General features: G+C 42.0%; 19 protein-coding genes and 1 pseudogene. 16 read left to right on the top strand and 4 right to left on the bottom strand.

Going from position 1 to position 18,714, the window contains the following annotated elements:
- The first annotated feature begins 300 nt into the window (after nucleotides 1–300).
- The 7 genes from GSQ19_RS18625 to GSQ19_RS18595 all read left to right on the top strand — a co-directional run bounded on the left by GSQ19_RS18625 (nucleotide 301) and on the right by GSQ19_RS18595 (nucleotide 8,476).
- Complete coding sequence (locus GSQ19_RS18625) at nucleotides 301–1,503, top strand: ABC exporter membrane fusion protein (RefSeq protein WP_011319355.1); 1,203 nt, start codon at nucleotides 301–303, stop codon at nucleotides 1,501–1,503.
- 113 nt (nucleotides 1,504–1,616) lie between these two features.
- Complete coding sequence (devC, locus tag GSQ19_RS18620; protein ID WP_011319354.1) at nucleotides 1,617–2,795, top strand: ABC transporter permease DevC; 1,179 nt, start codon at nucleotides 1,617–1,619, stop codon at nucleotides 2,793–2,795.
- 66 nt (nucleotides 2,796–2,861) lie between these two features.
- Complete coding sequence (locus GSQ19_RS18615; protein WP_011319353.1) at nucleotides 2,862–3,863, top strand: NAD-dependent epimerase/dehydratase family protein; 1,002 nt, start codon at nucleotides 2,862–2,864, stop codon at nucleotides 3,861–3,863.
- A gap of 113 nt (nucleotides 3,864–3,976) precedes the next feature.
- The gene (locus tag GSQ19_RS18610) at nucleotides 3,977–4,444 is read left to right on the top strand and encodes a DUF2141 domain-containing protein (protein WP_011319352.1); all 468 of its coding nucleotides are present in this window, start codon (nucleotides 3,977–3,979) and stop codon (nucleotides 4,442–4,444) included.
- A gap of 102 nt (nucleotides 4,445–4,546) precedes the next feature.
- On the top strand, nucleotides 4,547–5,806 hold the full coding sequence (locus tag GSQ19_RS18605) for a glycosyltransferase family 2 protein (protein ID WP_011319351.1): 1,260 nt from the start codon (nucleotides 4,547–4,549) through the stop codon (nucleotides 5,804–5,806).
- Between the two features lie 87 nt (nucleotides 5,807–5,893).
- Complete coding sequence (locus GSQ19_RS18600; RefSeq protein ID WP_011319350.1) at nucleotides 5,894–7,123, top strand: glycosyltransferase family 2 protein; 1,230 nt, start codon at nucleotides 5,894–5,896, stop codon at nucleotides 7,121–7,123.
- 87 nt (nucleotides 7,124–7,210) lie between these two features.
- Nucleotides 7,211–8,476: a glycosyltransferase gene (locus tag GSQ19_RS18595; RefSeq protein WP_011319349.1), complete on the top strand. Its 1,266-nt coding sequence runs from the start codon at nucleotides 7,211–7,213 to the stop codon at nucleotides 8,474–8,476.
- A gap of 89 nt (nucleotides 8,477–8,565) precedes the next feature.
- Here the strand turns inward: GSQ19_RS18595 and GSQ19_RS18590 are convergent, their stop codons facing one another.
- Entirely contained in the window at nucleotides 8,566–9,792 is a 1,227-nt protein-coding gene (locus GSQ19_RS18590; protein WP_011319348.1) for a tetratricopeptide repeat protein, read from the bottom strand.
- 189 nt (nucleotides 9,793–9,981) lie between these two features.
- Between GSQ19_RS18590 and GSQ19_RS18585 the strand changes: the two genes are divergently transcribed.
- Entirely contained in the window at nucleotides 9,982–10,581 is a 600-nt protein-coding gene (locus tag GSQ19_RS18585) for a chromophore lyase CpcT/CpeT (RefSeq protein ID WP_011319347.1), read from the top strand.
- Between the two features lie 107 nt (nucleotides 10,582–10,688).
- Here GSQ19_RS18585 and cpdA read toward each other — a convergent pair whose 3' ends face one another.
- Nucleotides 10,689–11,489 carry a 3',5'-cyclic-AMP phosphodiesterase gene (gene cpdA, locus GSQ19_RS18580; RefSeq protein ID WP_011319346.1) on the bottom strand — a complete coding sequence of 267 codons (801 nt, stop codon included), beginning with the start codon at nucleotides 11,487–11,489 and terminating at the stop codon, nucleotides 10,689–10,691.
- Nucleotides 11,490–12,038: 549 nt separating this feature from the next.
- Between cpdA and GSQ19_RS18575 the strand changes: the two genes are divergently transcribed.
- The gene (locus GSQ19_RS18575; protein ID WP_011319345.1) at nucleotides 12,039–12,689 is read left to right on the top strand and encodes a site-specific integrase; all 651 of its coding nucleotides are present in this window, start codon (nucleotides 12,039–12,041) and stop codon (nucleotides 12,687–12,689) included.
- Here GSQ19_RS18575 and GSQ19_RS18570 read toward each other — a convergent pair.
- Nucleotides 12,686–14,005, bottom strand: coding sequence for an IS4-like element ISAva1 family transposase (locus GSQ19_RS18570; RefSeq protein ID WP_011319344.1), 1,320 nt, complete (start codon nucleotides 14,003–14,005; stop codon nucleotides 12,686–12,688). The two genes, GSQ19_RS18575 and GSQ19_RS18570, sit on opposite strands and share 4 nt — an antisense overlap.
- 274 nt (nucleotides 14,006–14,279) lie before the next feature.
- On the opposite strand from GSQ19_RS18570, the pseudogene GSQ19_RS30570 reads away from it, so the two are divergent.
- Nucleotides 14,280–14,582, top strand: a pseudogene (locus GSQ19_RS30570) (site-specific integrase); the annotation flags it as partial.
- Here the strand turns inward: GSQ19_RS30570 and GSQ19_RS30060 are convergent.
- Entirely contained in the window at nucleotides 14,583–14,750 is a 168-nt protein-coding gene (locus GSQ19_RS30060; protein ID WP_228119709.1) for a hypothetical protein, read from the bottom strand.
- A gap of 840 nt (nucleotides 14,751–15,590) precedes the next feature.
- Between GSQ19_RS30060 and GSQ19_RS18560 the strand changes: the two genes are divergently transcribed.
- The 6 genes from GSQ19_RS18560 (at nucleotide 15,591) to GSQ19_RS18535 (ending at nucleotide 18,409) form a co-directional block, all read left to right on the top strand.
- A complete protein-coding gene (locus GSQ19_RS18560) occupies nucleotides 15,591–15,833 on the top strand; it encodes a hypothetical protein (RefSeq protein ID WP_153228366.1) in 243 nt (80 codons plus the stop codon).
- A gap of 366 nt (nucleotides 15,834–16,199) precedes the next feature.
- A complete protein-coding gene (locus tag GSQ19_RS18555; protein ID WP_153228367.1) occupies nucleotides 16,200–16,370 on the top strand; it encodes a hypothetical protein in 171 nt (56 codons plus the stop codon).
- Between the two features lie 393 nt (nucleotides 16,371–16,763).
- Entirely contained in the window at nucleotides 16,764–17,594 is an 831-nt protein-coding gene (locus GSQ19_RS18550) for a hypothetical protein (RefSeq protein ID WP_011319340.1), read from the top strand.
- Nucleotides 17,587–17,757, top strand: a complete 171-nt coding sequence (locus GSQ19_RS18545) for a hypothetical protein (protein WP_153228368.1) — start codon at nucleotides 17,587–17,589, stop codon at nucleotides 17,755–17,757. The genes GSQ19_RS18550 and GSQ19_RS18545 overlap by 8 nt, the downstream gene beginning before the upstream one ends.
- A 160-nt stretch (nucleotides 17,758–17,917) precedes the next feature.
- Complete coding sequence (locus GSQ19_RS18540) at nucleotides 17,918–18,100, top strand: hypothetical protein (RefSeq protein ID WP_011319339.1); 183 nt, start codon at nucleotides 17,918–17,920, stop codon at nucleotides 18,098–18,100.
- A gap of 156 nt (nucleotides 18,101–18,256) precedes the next feature.
- Nucleotides 18,257–18,409 carry a hypothetical protein gene (locus GSQ19_RS18535; protein WP_153228369.1) on the top strand — a complete coding sequence of 51 codons (153 nt, stop codon included), beginning with the start codon at nucleotides 18,257–18,259 and terminating at the stop codon, nucleotides 18,407–18,409.
- Nucleotides 18,410–18,714 lie beyond the last annotated feature (305 nt).

Raw genomic sequence — 18,714 nt, 5'->3', positions numbered from 1 at the left:
ACTACATTAACAGCATTTTCCAGACAGTCCCGATGAAAAAATTTCACAGTCATAGATAAAAGATATCCTTCCCCCTACACCCCCATACCCTTACACCCCTACACCCTCTTTCAAGTCAGTCTCGCACAAAAAATCTCACCACCAAACATGAAAAAGTCTTTCCCCTACACTCCTACACCCTGTTTTCAAAAAACCATTTAAGAAAAGAGTCTTTGGCGAATTGCCGATGATTAGCAGTTTACCAACATAGCCATCTGGGCTATTTCCTCAATAATTACAATTAGAAAATGGAATGAAAATATGGCAGTAAATAAAGAACGCCAATTATTTATCAAACCCCAAGGTCGGTGGCGGTTGATTTTGGCAGCATCCCTCACCTTAGCTGCTGGGCTAATATCCCTCTATAGTTTGTCCTCCAATCGATTTTCCGCACCAGTGAAAACCCCTGTTGCCAATACTCCCAAAGCAGCACCAGTGAGAGTTGCTGTCACCGCTCTAGGACGCTTGCAACCACAAGGTCAAATCACTACTTTATCTGCGCCTAGTTCCACCAACGGTATCCGTGTAGATAGATTACTGGTGAAAGAAGGTGACGAAGTACAAGCAGGACAAGTATTGGCATATCTGGAAGACTATAGCCGTGCAACCTCAGCCCTAGAACAAGCTTTAGATAAACTGCAAATTGCCAAAATCAGACTTGCACAAGTAAAAGCAGGTGCTAAACCTGGAGACATTGATGCTCAAAAAGCAACTGTTGCTCGTTTAGAGTCGCAACTAAAAGGAGAAGTTGCTACCCAACAAGCAACAATTAATCGGATCAACGCTGAACTCAACAACGCCCAAACCGAAAACGATCGCTATCAAAAATTATTCAAAGAAGGCGCTGTTTCTGCATCTGTATCTGACAGTAAAGCCTTACAACTCAAAACTGTTGAACAACAACTCACAGAAGCCAAAGCCTCTCTCAGTCGCTCTCAAAACACCCTAGCTGACCAAATCAAAGAAGCTAAAGCTAAACTCAGCAGCGTCAAAGAAGTACGGGCTGTAGATGTAGACTTAGCCCAGATGGAAGTGAGAAGCGCCGTAACAGCCGTCAAACAAGCCAAAGCCGACCAGGAGTTAACTTACATAAAAGCTCCCATCGATGGCAGAATTTTAAAAACTCATGCCAAAACAGGGGAAGTTATCCCCAGTAGTGGATTTGCTGATATTGGTAAGACATCGCAGATGTATGTAATTGCCGAAGTTTACCAAACTGACATTCAAAAAGTGCGTGTAGGTCAAAAAGCAACAATTACCAGCACAGCATTTTCTGGCAAACTCCAAGGAACTGTTAAGGAGATTGGTTGGCAAGTTGATAAACAAAGCATCTTCAGCCTCAACCCCAGATCAGATACCGACCGGAGAATCATTGAAGTTAAAGTCTCCATTGACAATCCCGCAGATAGCGAAAAGGTCGCACGTTTAACTAACCTACAAGTTGATGTATCAATTCAAATTTAATTGTCATTAGTCATTAGATTATGGACGACTGTACAGACGCGATTAACCGCATATCTGAAAAGTACAGACGCGATTGATCGCGTCTCTGACAACTATCAATTGACACAATCAATATGAATTTTAAAATTCCTTTAGCATGGCTACAGCTAGTCCAACAGAAAATTCGTTTTCTTATAGCTGTAGCTGGCATTGCTTTTATTGTCTTACTGATGTTTGTGCAGCTTGGTTTCCAAGATGCGCTTTACTCTAGTGCTACCGCAGTACATCAAAATCTACGTGGTGACTTATTCTTAGTCAGTTCACAATATAAATCTTTGACGGCAAGTCAAAGTTTTTCTCGCACTCGATTGTATCAAGCTTTAGGGTTTGATGGAGTAGAATCAGTTAGCCCCATGTATTTGCAGTTTGCAAAATTAAAAAATCCGGAAACTGGAGAAAAATATTCCATCTATGTAATTGGTTTTGACCCCGGTCAGCCAGTGATGAATATTCCCGAAGTCGAAGAAAATTTAGACAAGCTCAAAATTCCTGATGTCATGCTTTTTGACAGAGATTCCCGGCCAGAATTTGGCCCAATCGCTGCCAATTTTAACAAAGGAGATACAGAGCAGACAATTGAAATTTTTCCCTTCGATGCGCCTATTGGCTACAAAGTCAGAGTAGGTGGACTATTCAGTTTAGGCCCTTCTTTTGGTGTTGATGGTAACTTAATTGTCAGCGATTCCACATTTCTCCGCATCAATCCTAATACCCGCCCCGCAGAGAAAATTGATATTGGTGCAATCACTCTTAAAGCAGGTGCGGATCAAGAGAGAATTGTTGCCAATTTGGAAGCTAATTTACCTAATGATGTGAGAGTTTTCACTCGTAAAGGATTTATCGATTTTGAAAAACAATATTGGTCAGTCAGAACACCAATTGGTTTTATTTTGAACATAATGCTAACAATGGCTTCTGTTGTGGGTGTGGTGATTGTTTATCAAATTCTCTACAGTAATATTGCCACCCAATTTATCGCTTATGCCACCTTAAAAGCTATTGGTTATCCTAACATTTACCTTTTAAATGTGGTATTTCAACAGGCTTTAATCTTGGCATTATTAGCTTACATCCCAGGATTTTTATTTGCAGTAGGCTTATATGATTTTGCGATGACAGCTACTAAGTTACCCATTGTGATGACGGCAAATAATGCCCTCATTGTCTTTGTATCTGTAGTCTTAATGTGCATCACTTCTGGCGCATTAGCTATTAACAAACTTCGTTCGGCTGACCCGGCTGATATTTTTTAGGGAGTAGAGAGTAATTTCTCTCCTGGGTTGAGAATGGAAATTTTAGTAAAAAAATAACTCTGTATTATGGATTTGCAAAATAAAACTCTGCTGATTACTGGGATTGATGAATTTATCGGTTTGCGTGCAGCTGAGTTGGCGATCACCCAGGGAATGAAAGTGCGTGGACTGCAAACTTCCACTAATAAAGATAAAGCGCAGAAATTAGGCGCTGAGGTGATTGTTGGTAGTATCACTGATGCAGCGATCGCCCACAAGGCTTGTCAAGGAGTGGACATTGTTCTACATACAGAACAATTGACAGAAGAAGCAGGCCCCATCAAGAATTTTCGGGAAATTAATGTGAATGGTGCAGTCAATATGGCTAAGGCTGCCAAAAATGCTGGTGTGAAATGCTTTGTGCATCTTTCCAGCGTTATGGTTTATGGGTTTAATTATAGCGATCGCATCACTGAATCTGGGACACTCTCCGGTGATAACAATCCCTATTGTCAAACCAAAATCGAAGCTGAAACCGAACTTTTACCCCTAAATTCTCCACCCGATTTTGGCTTAATTATCATTCGCGCTGGAGATATTTACGGGCCGGGAAGTATTCCCTGGATAGTCAGACCAATATTAATGATGCGGCAGAAATTATTCGCCTATGCTAACGAAGGTCAAGGAGTTATCAATCATGTGTATATCGATAACTTAATTGATGCCATCTTTTTAGCAGTAGAAAAAGATGCCTATGGTGAAATCTTTAATATCACCGATGGCGAAGAAACTTCTTGGAAAGAATACTTCATGCGCCTAGCGGCAATGGAAGGTGCATCTGCCCCTATGTCTATCCCAAAGGATGAAATGAAGTTGTTTTTAAAACTGCGAAATCAGGGACAAAAACTATTTCGCAAAAAAGCCGATATCCTGCCAGAATCAGTGGACTTCATGACTCGTCCCTATGCCTATTCCATCACTAAAGCCCAAACAATATTAGACTATAAACCAAAAGTTGACCTAGAACAAGGTTTAAGTCAAACAAAAATTTGGTTGCAAAATACCGACATTCAAAAGTTAGTTAAATAGTGGTCTGGATAGATTAGAAAATTGACAGACGTGAGCAAAATAATTCCCTGCTCATTTCTCTGACTGCATTTTTCTAGAATTAACCATCTCAAATAATCTGAGGAATAGCAATTATGTTGAGTATTTCACGTTTGCGCTACTTTTTATTAGCTGCTTTATTAAGTATCGTTTCCTTAAAAACAGCGAACGCAGAAACTACAACTAAATTAACTGTTGTAGTCAACGGGATACGCCAACAAAAAGGCGCAATATGCTTCCGGGTGTACGCCAGTGAAAAAGGATTTCCCATGAGTGATACTAGCGAAATCCAAAGTGGCTGTACAAGAGTTACAGGTAAGACTGTAACCAAAAGTTTCTACGGCTTGAAACCAGGCAAATATGCTGTGGCGATCGTCCATGATGAAAATGGCAATCGCAAGTTAGATACAGACTTTTTTGGTATTCCCAAAGAAGGTTTTGGAATTTCTAATAATCCCATCGTTTCTATCCAAACAGGAACACCAGCATTTAGCAAGTCAAGTTTTACAGTCACAAAAAGCACCAGCGTTAATATTTCCGTTAAATACTCACTTGATCCATAAGGAGTAGAGATTGGGGATTGGGGATATATATGTTTACTCCTCACTCCCCCATATCTTGACCATTACACAAGCAAGACAAAATTTGCCGGAGACAAAGATGTGATGAAAGAGTTGGCAATTTTCTTGTCTAAGTCTTTGCTGGGGTGGTTAGTTATTCAGATGTGTCTTTCGTTAGTATTTTTGCTGTATGTGCGGACATGGCGGTCTAAAAACATACCTGATGAGCAGTTACCAAAAGCGGCGGTAATTATTTGTTTACGGGGAGCAGACCCTTTTTTACCCAACTGCTTAGAAGCATTATTACAGCAAAATTACCCAAATTACGATTTAAAGGTAGTTGTTGATAGTCAGGATGACCCTGCTTGGAAGATTGCTAGTGATAGCATCGATAAATTAGCCGCAACTAACGCTCAAATTAACCATTTGCGAGTTATTCGCCACAACTGTAGTCTTAAGTGCAGTTCTCTAATTCAAGCTATTTCCGATTTGGATGATTCTTATCAAGTAGTTGCTTTAGCCGATGCAGATACAATCGTTCATCCTCATTGGTTGCGGGAATTAGTTAGCCCTCTGGGTGACCCCAAAATTGGGGCGACGACTGGTAATCGTTGGTATGTTCCTACTAACCGCTATTGGGGTTCTTTGGTACGTTACACCGGGAATATAGCTACTGTTGTGCAGATGTACCTATTTGGTATTCCCTGGGGTGGGACTCTAGCTGTGAAAACACAGGTGTTGCGTCAAACAGGACTGCTGGAAAAGTGGGCGCAATCCTTTGGCGAGGATTTAATGATGCCCAATGTGCTGAAAAAGCATGGTTTACGGGTTAAATTTGTGCCTTCTTTGATTATGGTTAATCGTGAAGAGTGCGATTTGTTGGGAATTATCGAATATCTCCAGCGCTTTCTGCTTTATTCTCGGCTTTATCATCCCCAGTGGCTAGCTATAGTTAGTGAAGCTGTTTCTAGCATTTTGTTCCCCACTTTAAGCATTATTGTGTTTCTGTTGTCTTTGGGTGATGCTCAATGGGATGTAGCAGGTTTATTGTTAAATTCCTACAGCATTTATACCCTGGGATTGCTCTTACTCATGGTGGTGATGGAGATAGGGCTACAACCAGTAATTTGTGCTCAAGGTCAGCCAGGGACACAGTTATCAATTACCAGGATGGGCAAAATGTTACTAGCAATTCCCCTAACACAATGGGTGTATGGGTTAGCAATGCTATCTTCTGTGTGGATATCAACTGTTAAATGGCGGGGTATTATTTATCGGATTCATAGCCATGACGATATCCGCTTAGTTGAGTATCATGCCTATGATTTTTTGGATCAACCTATTGATAGCAAAATGTCTCTGTGAGATTACCAAAATGCTAGGTAGAGGCGTTGCATTATAACGCCTTTGCCATCACGCCAATTAAGAAATCGCGTAGAGGTAATCAATAAAATGGACGAATTGGCGATATCAATATCTAAGTTATTGGTGATTTGGTTAGTTGTTCAGGTGGGCTTGGTACTCAAATTTTTGTGGTCTTTGAACTTACGATCCCATAGCTTACCTGATGAGAAGTTGCCAAAAACGGCAGTATTGTTATATTTGCGGGGGGCAGATCCGTTATTACCTGATTGTTTGCGATCGCTCCTCCAGCAAAACTATCCACGCTATGATTTAAAGCTGATCGTCGATAGTGAACAAGACCCAGCTTGGCAAGTTGTCAACGAGACTATTAAAGAAATCGGGGCAAATAATTTTCAAATTAATTATTTGCGGACTATCAACCAAACTTGTAGTCTCAAATGCAGTTCCTTAGTGCAAGCTGTTTCAGAATTAGATGATTCTTATCAGGTAGTGGCTTTAGTAGATGCTGAGACTATCGTTCATGCCAATTGGTTACGAGAATTAGTTAGCCCTCTGACAAATCCGACGGTAGGAGTAACTACAGGTAATCATTGGTATGTACCTACAGGAACCTATTGGGGGACTGTGGTTCGGTACATTGGCAATATCTCGGCGATCGTCCAGATGTATCTATACGGCATTCCTTGGGGTGGAAGTTTAGCAATAAAAACGGAAGTACTGCACCGAACAGGGTTGTTAGAGAGGTGGGAACATACCCTGAGTGAGGATACGATGCTATCTAGCGTCATGGCTAAATATAATCTTCAGGTCAAGTTTGTACCTTCTCTGATTATGGTCAATCCACAAGAGTGTGATTTACCAAATTTAAAATACTCGTTCCAGCGCCAACTACTTTCGTTCCGACTTTATCATCCTTGGTGGTGGGTGTTAGTAGGTGAAGCGGTTTTAACAATAGGTCTACCTCAACTTCTATTGTTTGTGTGGTTTATCTCATTTTTTAGTGGGCAAGGAGATACAGCCATTTTTGCTTTGAGCTGGTATGTCATTTATATATTGGCATTAACTATGCTCATCCTGTTTTTAGAGTTGGGTGTACAACCAATCATACGTTCACAAGGTAAACCTGTAACTCAACTGTCAGCATCGCTCATCTTGAGAATAGCGATGGGAATACCACTTACACACTGGGTTTATGGCTGGGCAATGATAGCCTCTCTACGGATGCAAACAGTTAATTGGTGTGGTGTCACCTATGAAGTTAACGGGCCTGTGAATATTCGCCTAGCTGATTATCGTCCTTATCAACCATTGAATTAACCCATAACTCCTGACTATTGACTAATAAACAATAGGGCGCTTGCAAATACCAAATTTCCCTAAGAAATACAGGAATTTACTAAAAGTATGCAAAAATCAAAGCTTCGCATTGCGCTGTTTAGCGGATTATATGCACCTTTTTTAACTGGAGTCTCAGTTGCGGTACACCAGAGGGTTCATTGGTTGTTAAAACAAGGTCATGAAGTATTACTTGTTCACCCCCAAATTAACGACAAGTTCCCCAAAAAAGTAGGAAGCCGCCCAATGGCGGGACTAGAAGAACTAAAACCTTTCCCCAATTTTTCTTCCTTTGCATTTCCCACACAACCACTGATATTTTATAAGTCTCTTCCCCAACCTTTAAGCTATCGCCATTGGAGTGATACTAAGTTACTTTCAGACTTCCAACCAGATATAATCGTAGTGGAAGAAGCAGCACAAATGCGGGGTTTATACTCAGGTTTGTTGCAGGGTTATGGTCGTCCTGTAGGTGTAAAATATGCTAAACGCACCCATACACCCATTATTTCTGTCTTCCACACAGACATTGTTGCCTATATCAAATATTACTTTGGTGATATCTTCTTTAGCTTGGTGCGCCCTCTGATTCCACTTTTAGTAAAACAGTTTAGTGACAATTATGACTTGAATGTGTTTCCTTCACGAGAACAACTCAAGAAATACCACAACTTAAAATGTCAGCGTAGCGAATATGTGCCTTATCAAGGAATTGATTGCGAGAAATTTCATCCCCGCAACATCACTCACAACCCAATTCCCGACGATAGTAGACCAACTCTATTATTTGTAGGACGCATCACCGCCGAGAAAAATGTCACGCAACTCATAGATATGTATCCTCTGATTGCTGCCAAAATTCCTGATGTGCATTTGGTAATTATTGGTAGTGGGCCTCTAGATGAAGAAATCCGCAGACGCGTGCAAAAATTTCCTTCCGGTATTACCTTCTGGGGTGAGTCTCACGGTACAGAACTTTTAGGTTGGTTCGCCCGCGCCGATGTTTTTGTCAATCCTTCTGTAACAGAAAACTTCTGCACTACAACCAACGAAGCCTTAGCTTCTGGTACTCCCGTAGTTGCAGCGATCGCACCATCAACTTCAGAACAAGTTTTCCCTGGTCTGAATGGTCTTTTAGCAGAACCTAATAGTCCAGAAGATTTTGCTCAAAAGATAATTACAATTTTGGAAAATCCTGAACTCAAATCTGCCTTGAGTGAACAAGCCCGCCCTTCCATACTGGGTTACGATTGGTCAGCTTGTATGGAAAAGTTTGAAAGCAAGCTGTATGAATTAGTACAATCTTCCGACAAGCAAGAAGTAACTTCTGTGTAATATTAAGTTCAGTTACTAACTGAAAATATGGTGGGTAATGGGTAATGGGTAATGCTCGATCACCAATTACCAATTACCAATCACCAATATTAAATACTGTTAATTTGCTGTGTGAAATAAGCTTCTTGATGTTTTAATTGTCTCGCCAGTTCTAAACCCTTTTGAAATGCTGCGAGTGCGGCTGAGGAGTCTTTCCGCTCTAAGTATAATTTCCCTATTTGGTCGTAAGCCTCCATCAAACCATAAAAATTGACGGCTCGTGTTTGTATTTCTAAAAGAATTTCGCTGGCTTGCAAAGCTTCATCTAGCTGTCCTTGAGAACGGTACAGTGAGATTAATTTCTGTACAGCTTCCGCCGCACTAGGATACTGTTGCAATTGCCATGCAGTTATATAAGCTTCTTGATAGTTTTTAAAAGCTGCTTCGATTAAAGCAGGATTTTCTCGCGCTAAAGTTTCATAATTAGCGGCGATCGCTAGCTGTAAGGTTGGCAATTGAGTAAAATTATTATTCTGGGAATAAATAGCTTTTATTTTGTTTAAAACATCAATAGATTTTTGTGCTTGCTTAGACTGTTGATAAATATAAGCTAGCTTTTGCAAGTATGTGAACTCTTGATTTTGATTTTCACCCCCAGAGGTAGCTAATCTAAGCAACTCCTCGTAGGCGGTAGCAGCTTGGGGATAATCAAACCAATTGAGATTGAGTTCCCCTATGGTTGTGAGAGTATTTACTTGGGCAACTAAATCTTGTTTTTCCCGAACTGTGGCTAAAACTTCGCTATAAACTGTAATGGCACCTTTTAGCGATCGCACTTTCTGATAAGCTTCGCCCAAGGCTTGTAGTAGTGGTAAGTCAACACTTTGCTGCACATTTTTGTTTTGCAGTTGTACCTGTTTTTGAATTGCTTGTAATCTTTGAGTAATATATAGTAGCTCTTGGCTATCGTTTTGATTCCATGCAATCTCACCAACCCGCGACAGGGCTTTTACTTCAGTAACAGCCCCTAAATAACGGCGCAAGCGTAGTTCACGGTTCCAAATTTCAAACGCCCCTAAATTATCCCCAGCTTGCAACTTTGCCGTTGCTTGTTGATTCAACTCATCTAGCGCCGCTTCCAACTTTTGTCTTTCTGGAACAGTTAACTGCTGTTTATCTCGCAAAGTGGGTACAAGCGGATCAGGCTTAGTAATTTCCAATGGACTAGGAGGAAACCTGTCTGCTTGTTGAGGATCGTTACTCCTGGCTAGAGTTACAGAACTGGTAAGTTGCCAAATAATCACAGTCGTAATAAAGAGACTTAAGCGCCTTAGCATAAGGATTTGACGATTTTGTGGGTATGAAGGTAAGTAACCGATAATGGGTACAAGTTGCTGCCTAATAACTTTAACTGCAAATCCATTAGACGCATCAACTGAAATAAATATCCCCAATTCCTCATCCCCAGTCTCCAATCCCCATTAAGCTTTAAAATACTCTCAGATATTTTTAATAAATCTGATGTAATGACTCATTCTACAGACATAGCCACCTTAGCACGGTGGATGGCAGCCGATTTTAGTAATCAAGCACAAGCTTTTGAAAACCCACCTTTTTACGCCCATATTCGTGTGTGTATGCGTCCCCTACCGTGGGAAGTATTGTCTGGAGTAGGTTTTTTCGTTGAACAAGCTTATGATTATATGCTGAATGATCCCTATCGTTTGCGGGTACTCAAGCTAATGACCGTAGGCGATCGCATCCATATTGAAAATTATATAGTTAAGCAAGAAGAGAATTTTTACGGTGCATCCCGTGACCTTAATCGGTTGAAAACTTTAACTAGCGAATCTTTGGAAAAATTACCAGGCTGTAACATGATTGTTGAGTGGACTGGTAACAGCTTTAAAGGTACGGTAGAACCAGGAAAAGGTTGTATTGTTGTTCGTAAAGGTCAAAAGACCTACTTAGATAGCGAATTTGAAATTAACGAAGAGAAATTTATCAGTCTTGATAGAGGGCGAGATTTAGAAACCGATGCACACATCTGGGGTTCTGTTGCTGGGCCGTTCTACTTTGTACGTTTGCGGAATTTTGCCGATGAGGTCAAAATAAGTGCCGAGTGATATTAGCTGTAGTGGGATGTTGAGCAGCTTTCTCAGTTTTGAGTATAACTTGGTAATATTCTGCGTCCCTCTGCGCTTTCTTTATCCATAAAATTACTGTCAGGTACTTAGTAAGATACCGTTACCGCCGACTCTATTGGGAGGGAATAAGGCACTCGCTCAATTTTAGTTGTCCATGTGCCATCGGCGTATAGTTTCAACAAACGAAAACCTGGTAGTTCTTGGTTAATCGCAAAAATGGGGCTTTGCGACTGGAACTGATAGCAAGTTGAGGGAGATCCCAAGTAATGAACATTGTGGCGCTGATGTCGAAATTCTTGGTGAATATGACCAAACAAGACTAGCTTGACCTGCGGGTAACGATCAATCACAGCAAATAACTCTTGAGAATTCCGGAGACAGCTACCATCTATCCATGCGGAATTGACTGATACAGGAGGATGATGCAACGCTATTAATGTGGGGTTATTAGGTAGCATTCTTAACTCAGAATCCAGCCAATCTAGTGTAGTAGCTGAGAGATAACCATATACACAATCAGGAATACTAGAGTTAAGCAAAATGAAATTCCAATTTCCACGTTGAAAAGACTTACGTCGGGAAACCATGCCTAGATTTAATATTTTATCCATTGCGATCGCACAGTCATGATTTCCTGGGAGCCAATAAGCGGCTATTTGCAATGAATTTAAATAGTGTTGTAGGTTTTCATAAGATTCTGGTGTCCCATCTTCGGATAAATCTCCCGTCATCAGCAGCAAGTCTAACTCTGGTCGTAGTTCCTCTAGCCGCTTCATCACAGCTAAAAAAGACTCTATTGTAGATATTCCTTGTAGCCTTTGGCTTTCTGAAGCCAACAGATGTATGTCCGTTATTTGAGCAATTGAGATGGGTAACTTTTCGTTCATTTTTACGTTTAGCCACTTATGCGTATTGATACTAGATTCTCCCTAACAACGTGAAATGAGTAGTAAATTCATTTTTTAACTTATCAATGAAGCAATAGGCTATCTCATCTCAGGTATATAATTAACGGCTTGCTACTATATCTAGGTAAATAAATATAGGGAAATTTTTGTTTCTTTTTATACTTTTATAGCTACTTTCAGATTTTCATCTATCTTAAGGAGTAAATTATATTTTTTTTGTATTTTACGACACTCATAACTCATAAATAGAAGTGTAAATGCTTCTCTCTCATAAGACTAGTTTATAACTTATATTTTTTTAACTTAACACTGCCTATCCGTTGAAAGTTACACTAGCGATAGCAAAAATTTTGCAGCTTGGGGATGCAATACAAAGCAAACCTATGCTATGATGGTTGACTGTAGAGTGTGGCGGCATAGCCAAGTGGTAAGGCAGAGGTCTGCAAAAGCTGGCTCCGCATCGCTGACAACGCCAGATTAAGCCTTTAGGAAACTAGCGACTGAGAGAAAACGCTAGTTGGCTCCTATATGGCTCCTGAAGAAAACAACAGCAAACCAAAGCAGACCAAACTCCAGAAGTCTCCGCTTCGCGGAAAGTCCTCCAAAGCTGATGTTGCAGTAGAAGATAAGCAAGGCAAACTAAGACTAAGGCTACCGAGGCGTATTGCAGACGGTAGCTCTCGTTATATTTACACTGGGTTAGACGCAACAACAGACAACCAGAAGAAAGCCCAGGTAGTCGCTTGGCAGATAGAAGAAGACATTAGGACTGACCAGCTAGACCCAACTCTCGACCGCTATAAGCTTCAGTTCAGACCTAAGATAACGGTAGCTAAGAAAGTTGACCTATCAGAATTATGGGTTAGCTACTGCGATTACAAAAGACCTCAGCTTGCCCCTACAACCTATCAGCGAGATTACATAAGAAAGTTCGCTCATCACATCGATAGCTTACCTAGCAAAGACATCAGGGACGCTGTAGCTATTCGTGATTTCTTATTACAGACGCTAAGTGCCAGCACAGCTAAACGTTTGCTAACTCACTTTGCAGCTTGTTGCAGATGGGCTGAGTCATCTGGGTTACTTAAGTCGAATCCGTTTGCGGGGATGGCAAGCAGTATAAGAAAGCCCAAGAGCGACAAGAGTATAGACCCGTTCACAGCATTGGTCACAAGTTAATGTTGTGAGCCAGTTGTCAAGGGGATTTTAGAAGGAGGTTGAAAGAAAAATTCCTCAGTTCCTCGTTGTTGATCAGGGAAGGGTGCAACAATGAGCTTCATATTTGGTTTTCGTTGCCGTTTAACAATCCCTAAGTCTTGATTTTCAGGAGATGCAAAATATTTAATAGGGTCAGTTGCCTTGCCTTGTTGATGGGCTACATAAAAATGATAAAGTCCACGATAAATCATCTCTAAAGAAATGGAGTCAAAAGGTAGAGAAAGTTCGTCAGCGACAGCATCACCTAAATCAACCAATACAGCATAAAATAACCAAGTACCCCAAACTTGCAATTGAACACCATTAACAGAACCAGTCCATAAATAACTTAAACCCAAAAGTCGCTTTACAGTATTAAAAGCATCTTCAATTCGCCATCTGCGGCGGTATAAATCAGCTACAACGTATGGAGGTAAAACTTCTGGGTCAAGTACACTAGTTAAATAAGAATGCCATGTTTTATCTGAACGAATTTCAACGAGACGTAAAGTAATAAACGTAGTTTTCTTTGTGCCAGAACCAAGACGCACCAAACGGTCTCTTAGCGCAAAGCTATCTGTAAATACTTGCTGGACATGAATTGCTGCTCCCTTCTTCAACCGAGTAATAAAATTTACATTCTGAGCAATTAATTGTAGCCAAAAGTTAAAGTGATAGAATCCTCTATCTAGTAACAGCAACGTATGGGGTGTAACTAAATTTAAAATATCTGCTTCAAACTTTGTATCAGCAGTTCTGGGATTCTCACAAAACCAGATTTCTACAGGTAGAAGATTTACTAAATTTATGACCGTGCCAATTTTTCCGGCTAATTGTCCTTGGGGCGCATCTTTTAAGCTATCAAGCTTCTGAAATAACGCTTCTAAGATTGAACAGTCTACTATCCATATCTTTTCAAATTTCGTCAAAGTAAATTGAACACTTGGGGGGATTTTACGTTGATTTCTTCTTTGCCAAGAAGCTTGTAAATGTGGCAATAAATCTTTAAATACTTTCTCAAATAATTGAGCCGGAAAAGTTAAAAACCTTTGAGATATTGCTTGCTGGCTAACCTCCAGGGGTCTACACCATAGAAAGCCTTCTCTGGCTAACATTCTTGTCAGTTCCGTGACTCCTGCAACATCACGCCAGAGTAGAGTTAGCACCGCCGCCACCATTAATGGTAAGTTGAGAATCCTATCTCTTAATCCCAGTTGCCGATAGTAATTTTCTTGGGATGTAATGGCTGGTGTTAGTAATGCCGACAGATGCGATGCTATTACTTCGTCTTCCACCATCGGCCGTTGCTTCTTTTTGGCATGATCTCGATTAGTCTTACGGCTGCTACTCACGGTTTTTTACATTGCTCAAGTATTTGTCTTAACTGAGTTTCACATAATTTTTTGGCAAGCAAATCATCCTAGCAAACCAGCACAATAATGATCATCAAAAATAGGGGTGTGGAAGGGTGCGAGCGTCTCTCGCACCCTTCCCCTTCGATACGATTATCATTCTTATACAGAAATATTTATGCTCAAAGATGTATTGACAAAATTTCCTGACTTTTAACTTGTGACCAATGCGTTCACAGCAGCAGAACGAGACACAATCATTCAGGCTTTCGCAGACAAACGACCGCATTACTTATTTTTTGTCCAGTTTCTATTTCTTACTGGATGCCGGACTGGTGAAGCTATTGGGTTACGGTGGCAACACGTCAGCCTAGACTGTACTCAGATAACCTTCTGCGAGTCTTATGATAGCCAGCTAGACATAAGGAAGACTACGAAGACTGGAAAACCTAGAAAGTTCCCATGTAATCAGAAGCTCTCTAGTCTACTTTTGTCAATTCGTCCAGCTAACACTAGCCCTGACTCACTGGTGTTCACCAGTCCAAACGGTAAACCGATAGACAACGGTAAGTTTACGAATCAGGTGTGGCGTGGGTGTAGAAGCGGTCAGAAGGTTTACAGAGGCATACTCGCTACGCTCGTGGACGAGGGCAAAGTACGATGATACAGAAGCCCTTACAACACTAGGCACACTTTCATTAGCCAGTGTATAGAGGCAGGTGTCCCTATCCCGCAGATAGCTCGTTGGGTTGGGAACAGTCCAGAGGTAATCATGAGACACTACGCAGGCTGTATCAGTGACCATGAAGTACCAGTATATTAGAAGAACTACGGTGTGCCAGACTTTGGGACTTACAGAGAGAATAACTATGAACGAAGTGAACGAATCACCGGATAACCTAAAGTACTGCTTGTTTTCAGAGGTGGAACAGTGACAGCGAAATACAGCTTACTGACATCTCAGGGCGCTTATGGTTAGCTATTGCACACTTGGAAGAATACAAACGACAGCTACCAACAACTAGCAACGAGTATCACCAAATATGCTGCACACTAAGACACGCCAAGAAAACGCTTGTTGTATACAGCCTTACTCGTCACAGCCAGTCTACCGAAGTTAGTACAAAAGAACTTCGTTCGCTCTGAAAGAGCTTACCTCCTGCCAACCTAAGAACCAACAACGGTTGACAGCTTCAGAAGTCAGAATAAGAGAACTCTTCTGAAAGCTTATTCAGCAAGCAAGTAAATCTCAGAAGCCAGATAAGAGCTACCCTTCTGAGGCTTATCAGTTGGGCGCGGGTACACTTCAGCAACCTTGCGCCTGTTTGCTTTGGGTTGACTTAAGTGAGAACTAAGTAAACTTAGGGTATCCAAGTCCACAGCGCACGAATACACCAACGCTTTCCTTAGTTTGCAAGGTTCTCAGCGTTTGTTTTCCTTTGTGGAGAGACAAATAGAATAGAAGTGAGCCTGGAACTTAAGCACTGTAAGCTTTACAGGCTTTTGTTATCTGCGGTTGGCTTTGTCTGTTATGTGGACTGAAGAAGGCTTAAGTGTCCGGGTAAACGTTGGCTATTTGCTAGAGAAAACTACTGCCAGTGCCAGCCAAAAGTTCACTCCCCCCGGAGGCTTAAGCGCACTTGTGCTGGAGCGAGAAAGTCTTTGTCTAAGCACCAAGCAAGCCTTAGACAGCAGTTGGTCAATTATAGTTAGCCAGCACTTAAGCTACAGCCGACTAAGGTTTTCTTCTTTCGTTTCCCAAGCTGCTAAGTAGAGGGTCACAAAAGTAAGGAAGGGGAGGGGTCAGGCAGTTTACTGCTGTTGTCAGTAGCAAGCTACAAGTAAGCAAGAGGTTTGCTCAGTAATGGCTTCCCTTATGCTTACGCTGTATAGGGTTCACGTTAGCTTAAGCAAGCGTTTCTTACTCGTTTCTTACTTTGTCTTTGTCTTTCTTACTTTGGGTCAACCAACCGAAGTCAACAGCACACTTAAGTTATCTATTGACTCGGACTTCCCGAACAACAGAGGTACGGTTATCACTACAAATTACCTCTGCTTTTGTTCGCTTAAGCCCTCCAAGTTTACCCCACAGCTTTTCTAGAGAATACCCGGATAAGTTAACCGAAGAGGAGGTGAGCCAGTGGAAACAAGCCAGCTAGTGAGACAAGCTCTGTGTGCAGCTTATCTACACTTAGCAGACCTATACAGCCAGCTACAGATAGCCAGAACAGACAAAGAACGCAGAAGCATACAGCAGGAAATCTGGGCAGCTAAGGATTACGTGAAAGCACTACACAGCGCAGAGAACTAAAGAAAACGGAGACTTAAGGCAGTGAGCAGAAGAAAGCAACGACAAGACAACCTTCTTTTACCAGTAGACGATGATTATTGTCTCCTAACCAAGAGGACAACTTACGGAACGGTAGAGGTTTACTTAGGCAATCCGACATTAGGTAAACGGTATAAGGACATGGCTAAGGACTTGGGCTACAGAAGCCTAAGTGAACTCGTACGAGAACTTCTAGAGAACCTGGACAAGCTAACCTTCGATGGTAAGACACACAAGCTTCCGAAGTCGCAAACAGATAACTAAAGTTAGCCGCTTCGGACTTACGCAAGAAAGCCCTGAAGACTAAGGAAAGCAAAAAGCCAGCCAAGGCTGCGAACCTAAGCTGGCTTATCAGACAAATTACTAAGTAGGAGAATGAAAGTGAGAAAGCAACGGATTATAGAAGGTCATCTACTGGAGCTAGAACCAACGCTCCAGCCAACTTACCCATACGAGAACTTAAGCGAAGAGGAAGCGATAGCCCAAGCTAACGAATGGTTGGTACTTAGTTCACCTGTGGAGCCTCACACGAAAGTTGACTTGGGTGGGCAAACACTCGTTCATTTAGGTAGTTCTCACGTTAGCGTTAGCAGTCCTGAGAAACTGAGACAAGACAAACGTAAAGGGAAGGTAGCAGACTATATGACCCACGAACGCCTGTTAACTTATGCCGACACTTACCAACGGTCACACAAGCTAGAGAACTTAGTCGTCCAAGAACTCGCTAGGCAAGGTCTGAATGCCGTCGTGTTGCCTGCGGTAGCCGATGGAGACACTAAGAGCAAGCAAGCAGACATCATAATAACTAACGCTAACGGGCGCAAGTTTGCCTTGGAAGTGAAAGAGGCTCGGTACGCTGGCTGCACACTAGGTCTACCTAAAGACAGCAGCAGTCATCTTGCTGGCTATCGCCGCTATCCTCAGAGTCTTTGGGTTGACTCATGTTCTGCCTGGGACGCGAAAGCTGAGGCTTGCAAGCGAAGAGGCGAGACACTGCTTGGTTGTATTGTCTTATGCCCTATCGGTAGGTTGTCTGATGAAAAGCGCACTGTCTACGGGCTTGTATACTTACCATCTGCCCTCAGTGATGAGTGGGAAGAGGAAGAAACCTGCAACAGAGAACGCTATTACTGGGCTTACAAGGCTTACCGTGATTGCTTCTGCACACTAGGAGACTTAGTAGAGGAGGTAGATAACTATGCCTAGAACTCGAAGTCAAGAACAAGCCAGCTATTCGAGGCGTTCTCGCTTAGACGTTAACCCAAAGCAAGCAGAAGCCTTGCAAGCGTTCGCTGACTCTGAGGGACACGGCAACCTATCAGCCGCATTAGCTACCCTCATCTGTCTATTCTCGTTCGCAACTGACTGACCAGTTCACCTTAAGTTCAGCCTCAGAAAACGCTGAAAGCCTTACAGCAAGCCAGCGTTCGCCTGTTCACGAACGTTCAGCCGACTACGAAAACACCCAGCAAACACAAGTAAATGCTGTAAGTGAACTGCTGAACGAACAACCGCTTACAGGAATCGAGTTGACACAGCACGCTTTAGAGAGCTTAAGAAGTTTGTATACAGAGAGTTGGAGTGTAGTAGCCATCTTAGAGCAGAAGCTAGGACAGAAGCGCGGCGGAAGTTGGCAGAAGAAACGAGATTGGCTAGAGAGACTACTGGCTGCGCGGAGTTCCGAAGACAACAAACAAGCCTCGAATAGATGACTCTTGTTTGACTTCGAGCAGACGGGAACTCTGAACAACTAACAAAACTTGGTCGTAACAAACAAGAATATGGAAAGTCTAAAGAAGGCTTGGGGTGGCGACCGCAGAAGCAAGTACAACGGGAAGAAAACAAAAGTTGTAAGAGTGCCTGAAGATATGGACGCTGACGCTCTTGTTCAGCTAACTGAAGACTTGCGCTCGTTGCTTTCCGCTTGGAAGGCAGAACTTCACCCAACTAGCCCAAGACATGAACGCTTTAAGTTAGCCATAGATGAGGTGCAGCAACTATTAGACGGGCTGAAGGACTAGCATTAGCTGTTCTATGTCTAAAGGAGGATATTTGCAAACTAACTATTTCTGTATCACACGCTACAGTTTTACAGTCCACAAGAAAAACTAGTAGAGGTCAAACGAACCTCTGATGACATCTAAAGAAAACTTAGGAGCAGGAGCAAAGCGACTATGGCAGACCGAAAGACAACTAAGGTTCAGTTCTACGTTAGCAACGAGTTATACGAGCAACTGAAAGCACAAGCGAAAGCGAAAGAAGTACGCATTGGAACGCTTTGTAAGCTGGCTATCGTCACAGAGCTTACTGAGGGTAAGGAGACAAA

It is taken from the genome of Trichormus variabilis 0441, assembly GCF_009856605.1.
In the GTDB taxonomy this organism is placed as follows: Bacteria; Cyanobacteriota; Cyanobacteriia; order Cyanobacteriales; family Nostocaceae; genus Trichormus; species Trichormus variabilis.
This window is presented reverse-complemented; position numbering and strand designations above follow the sequence as displayed.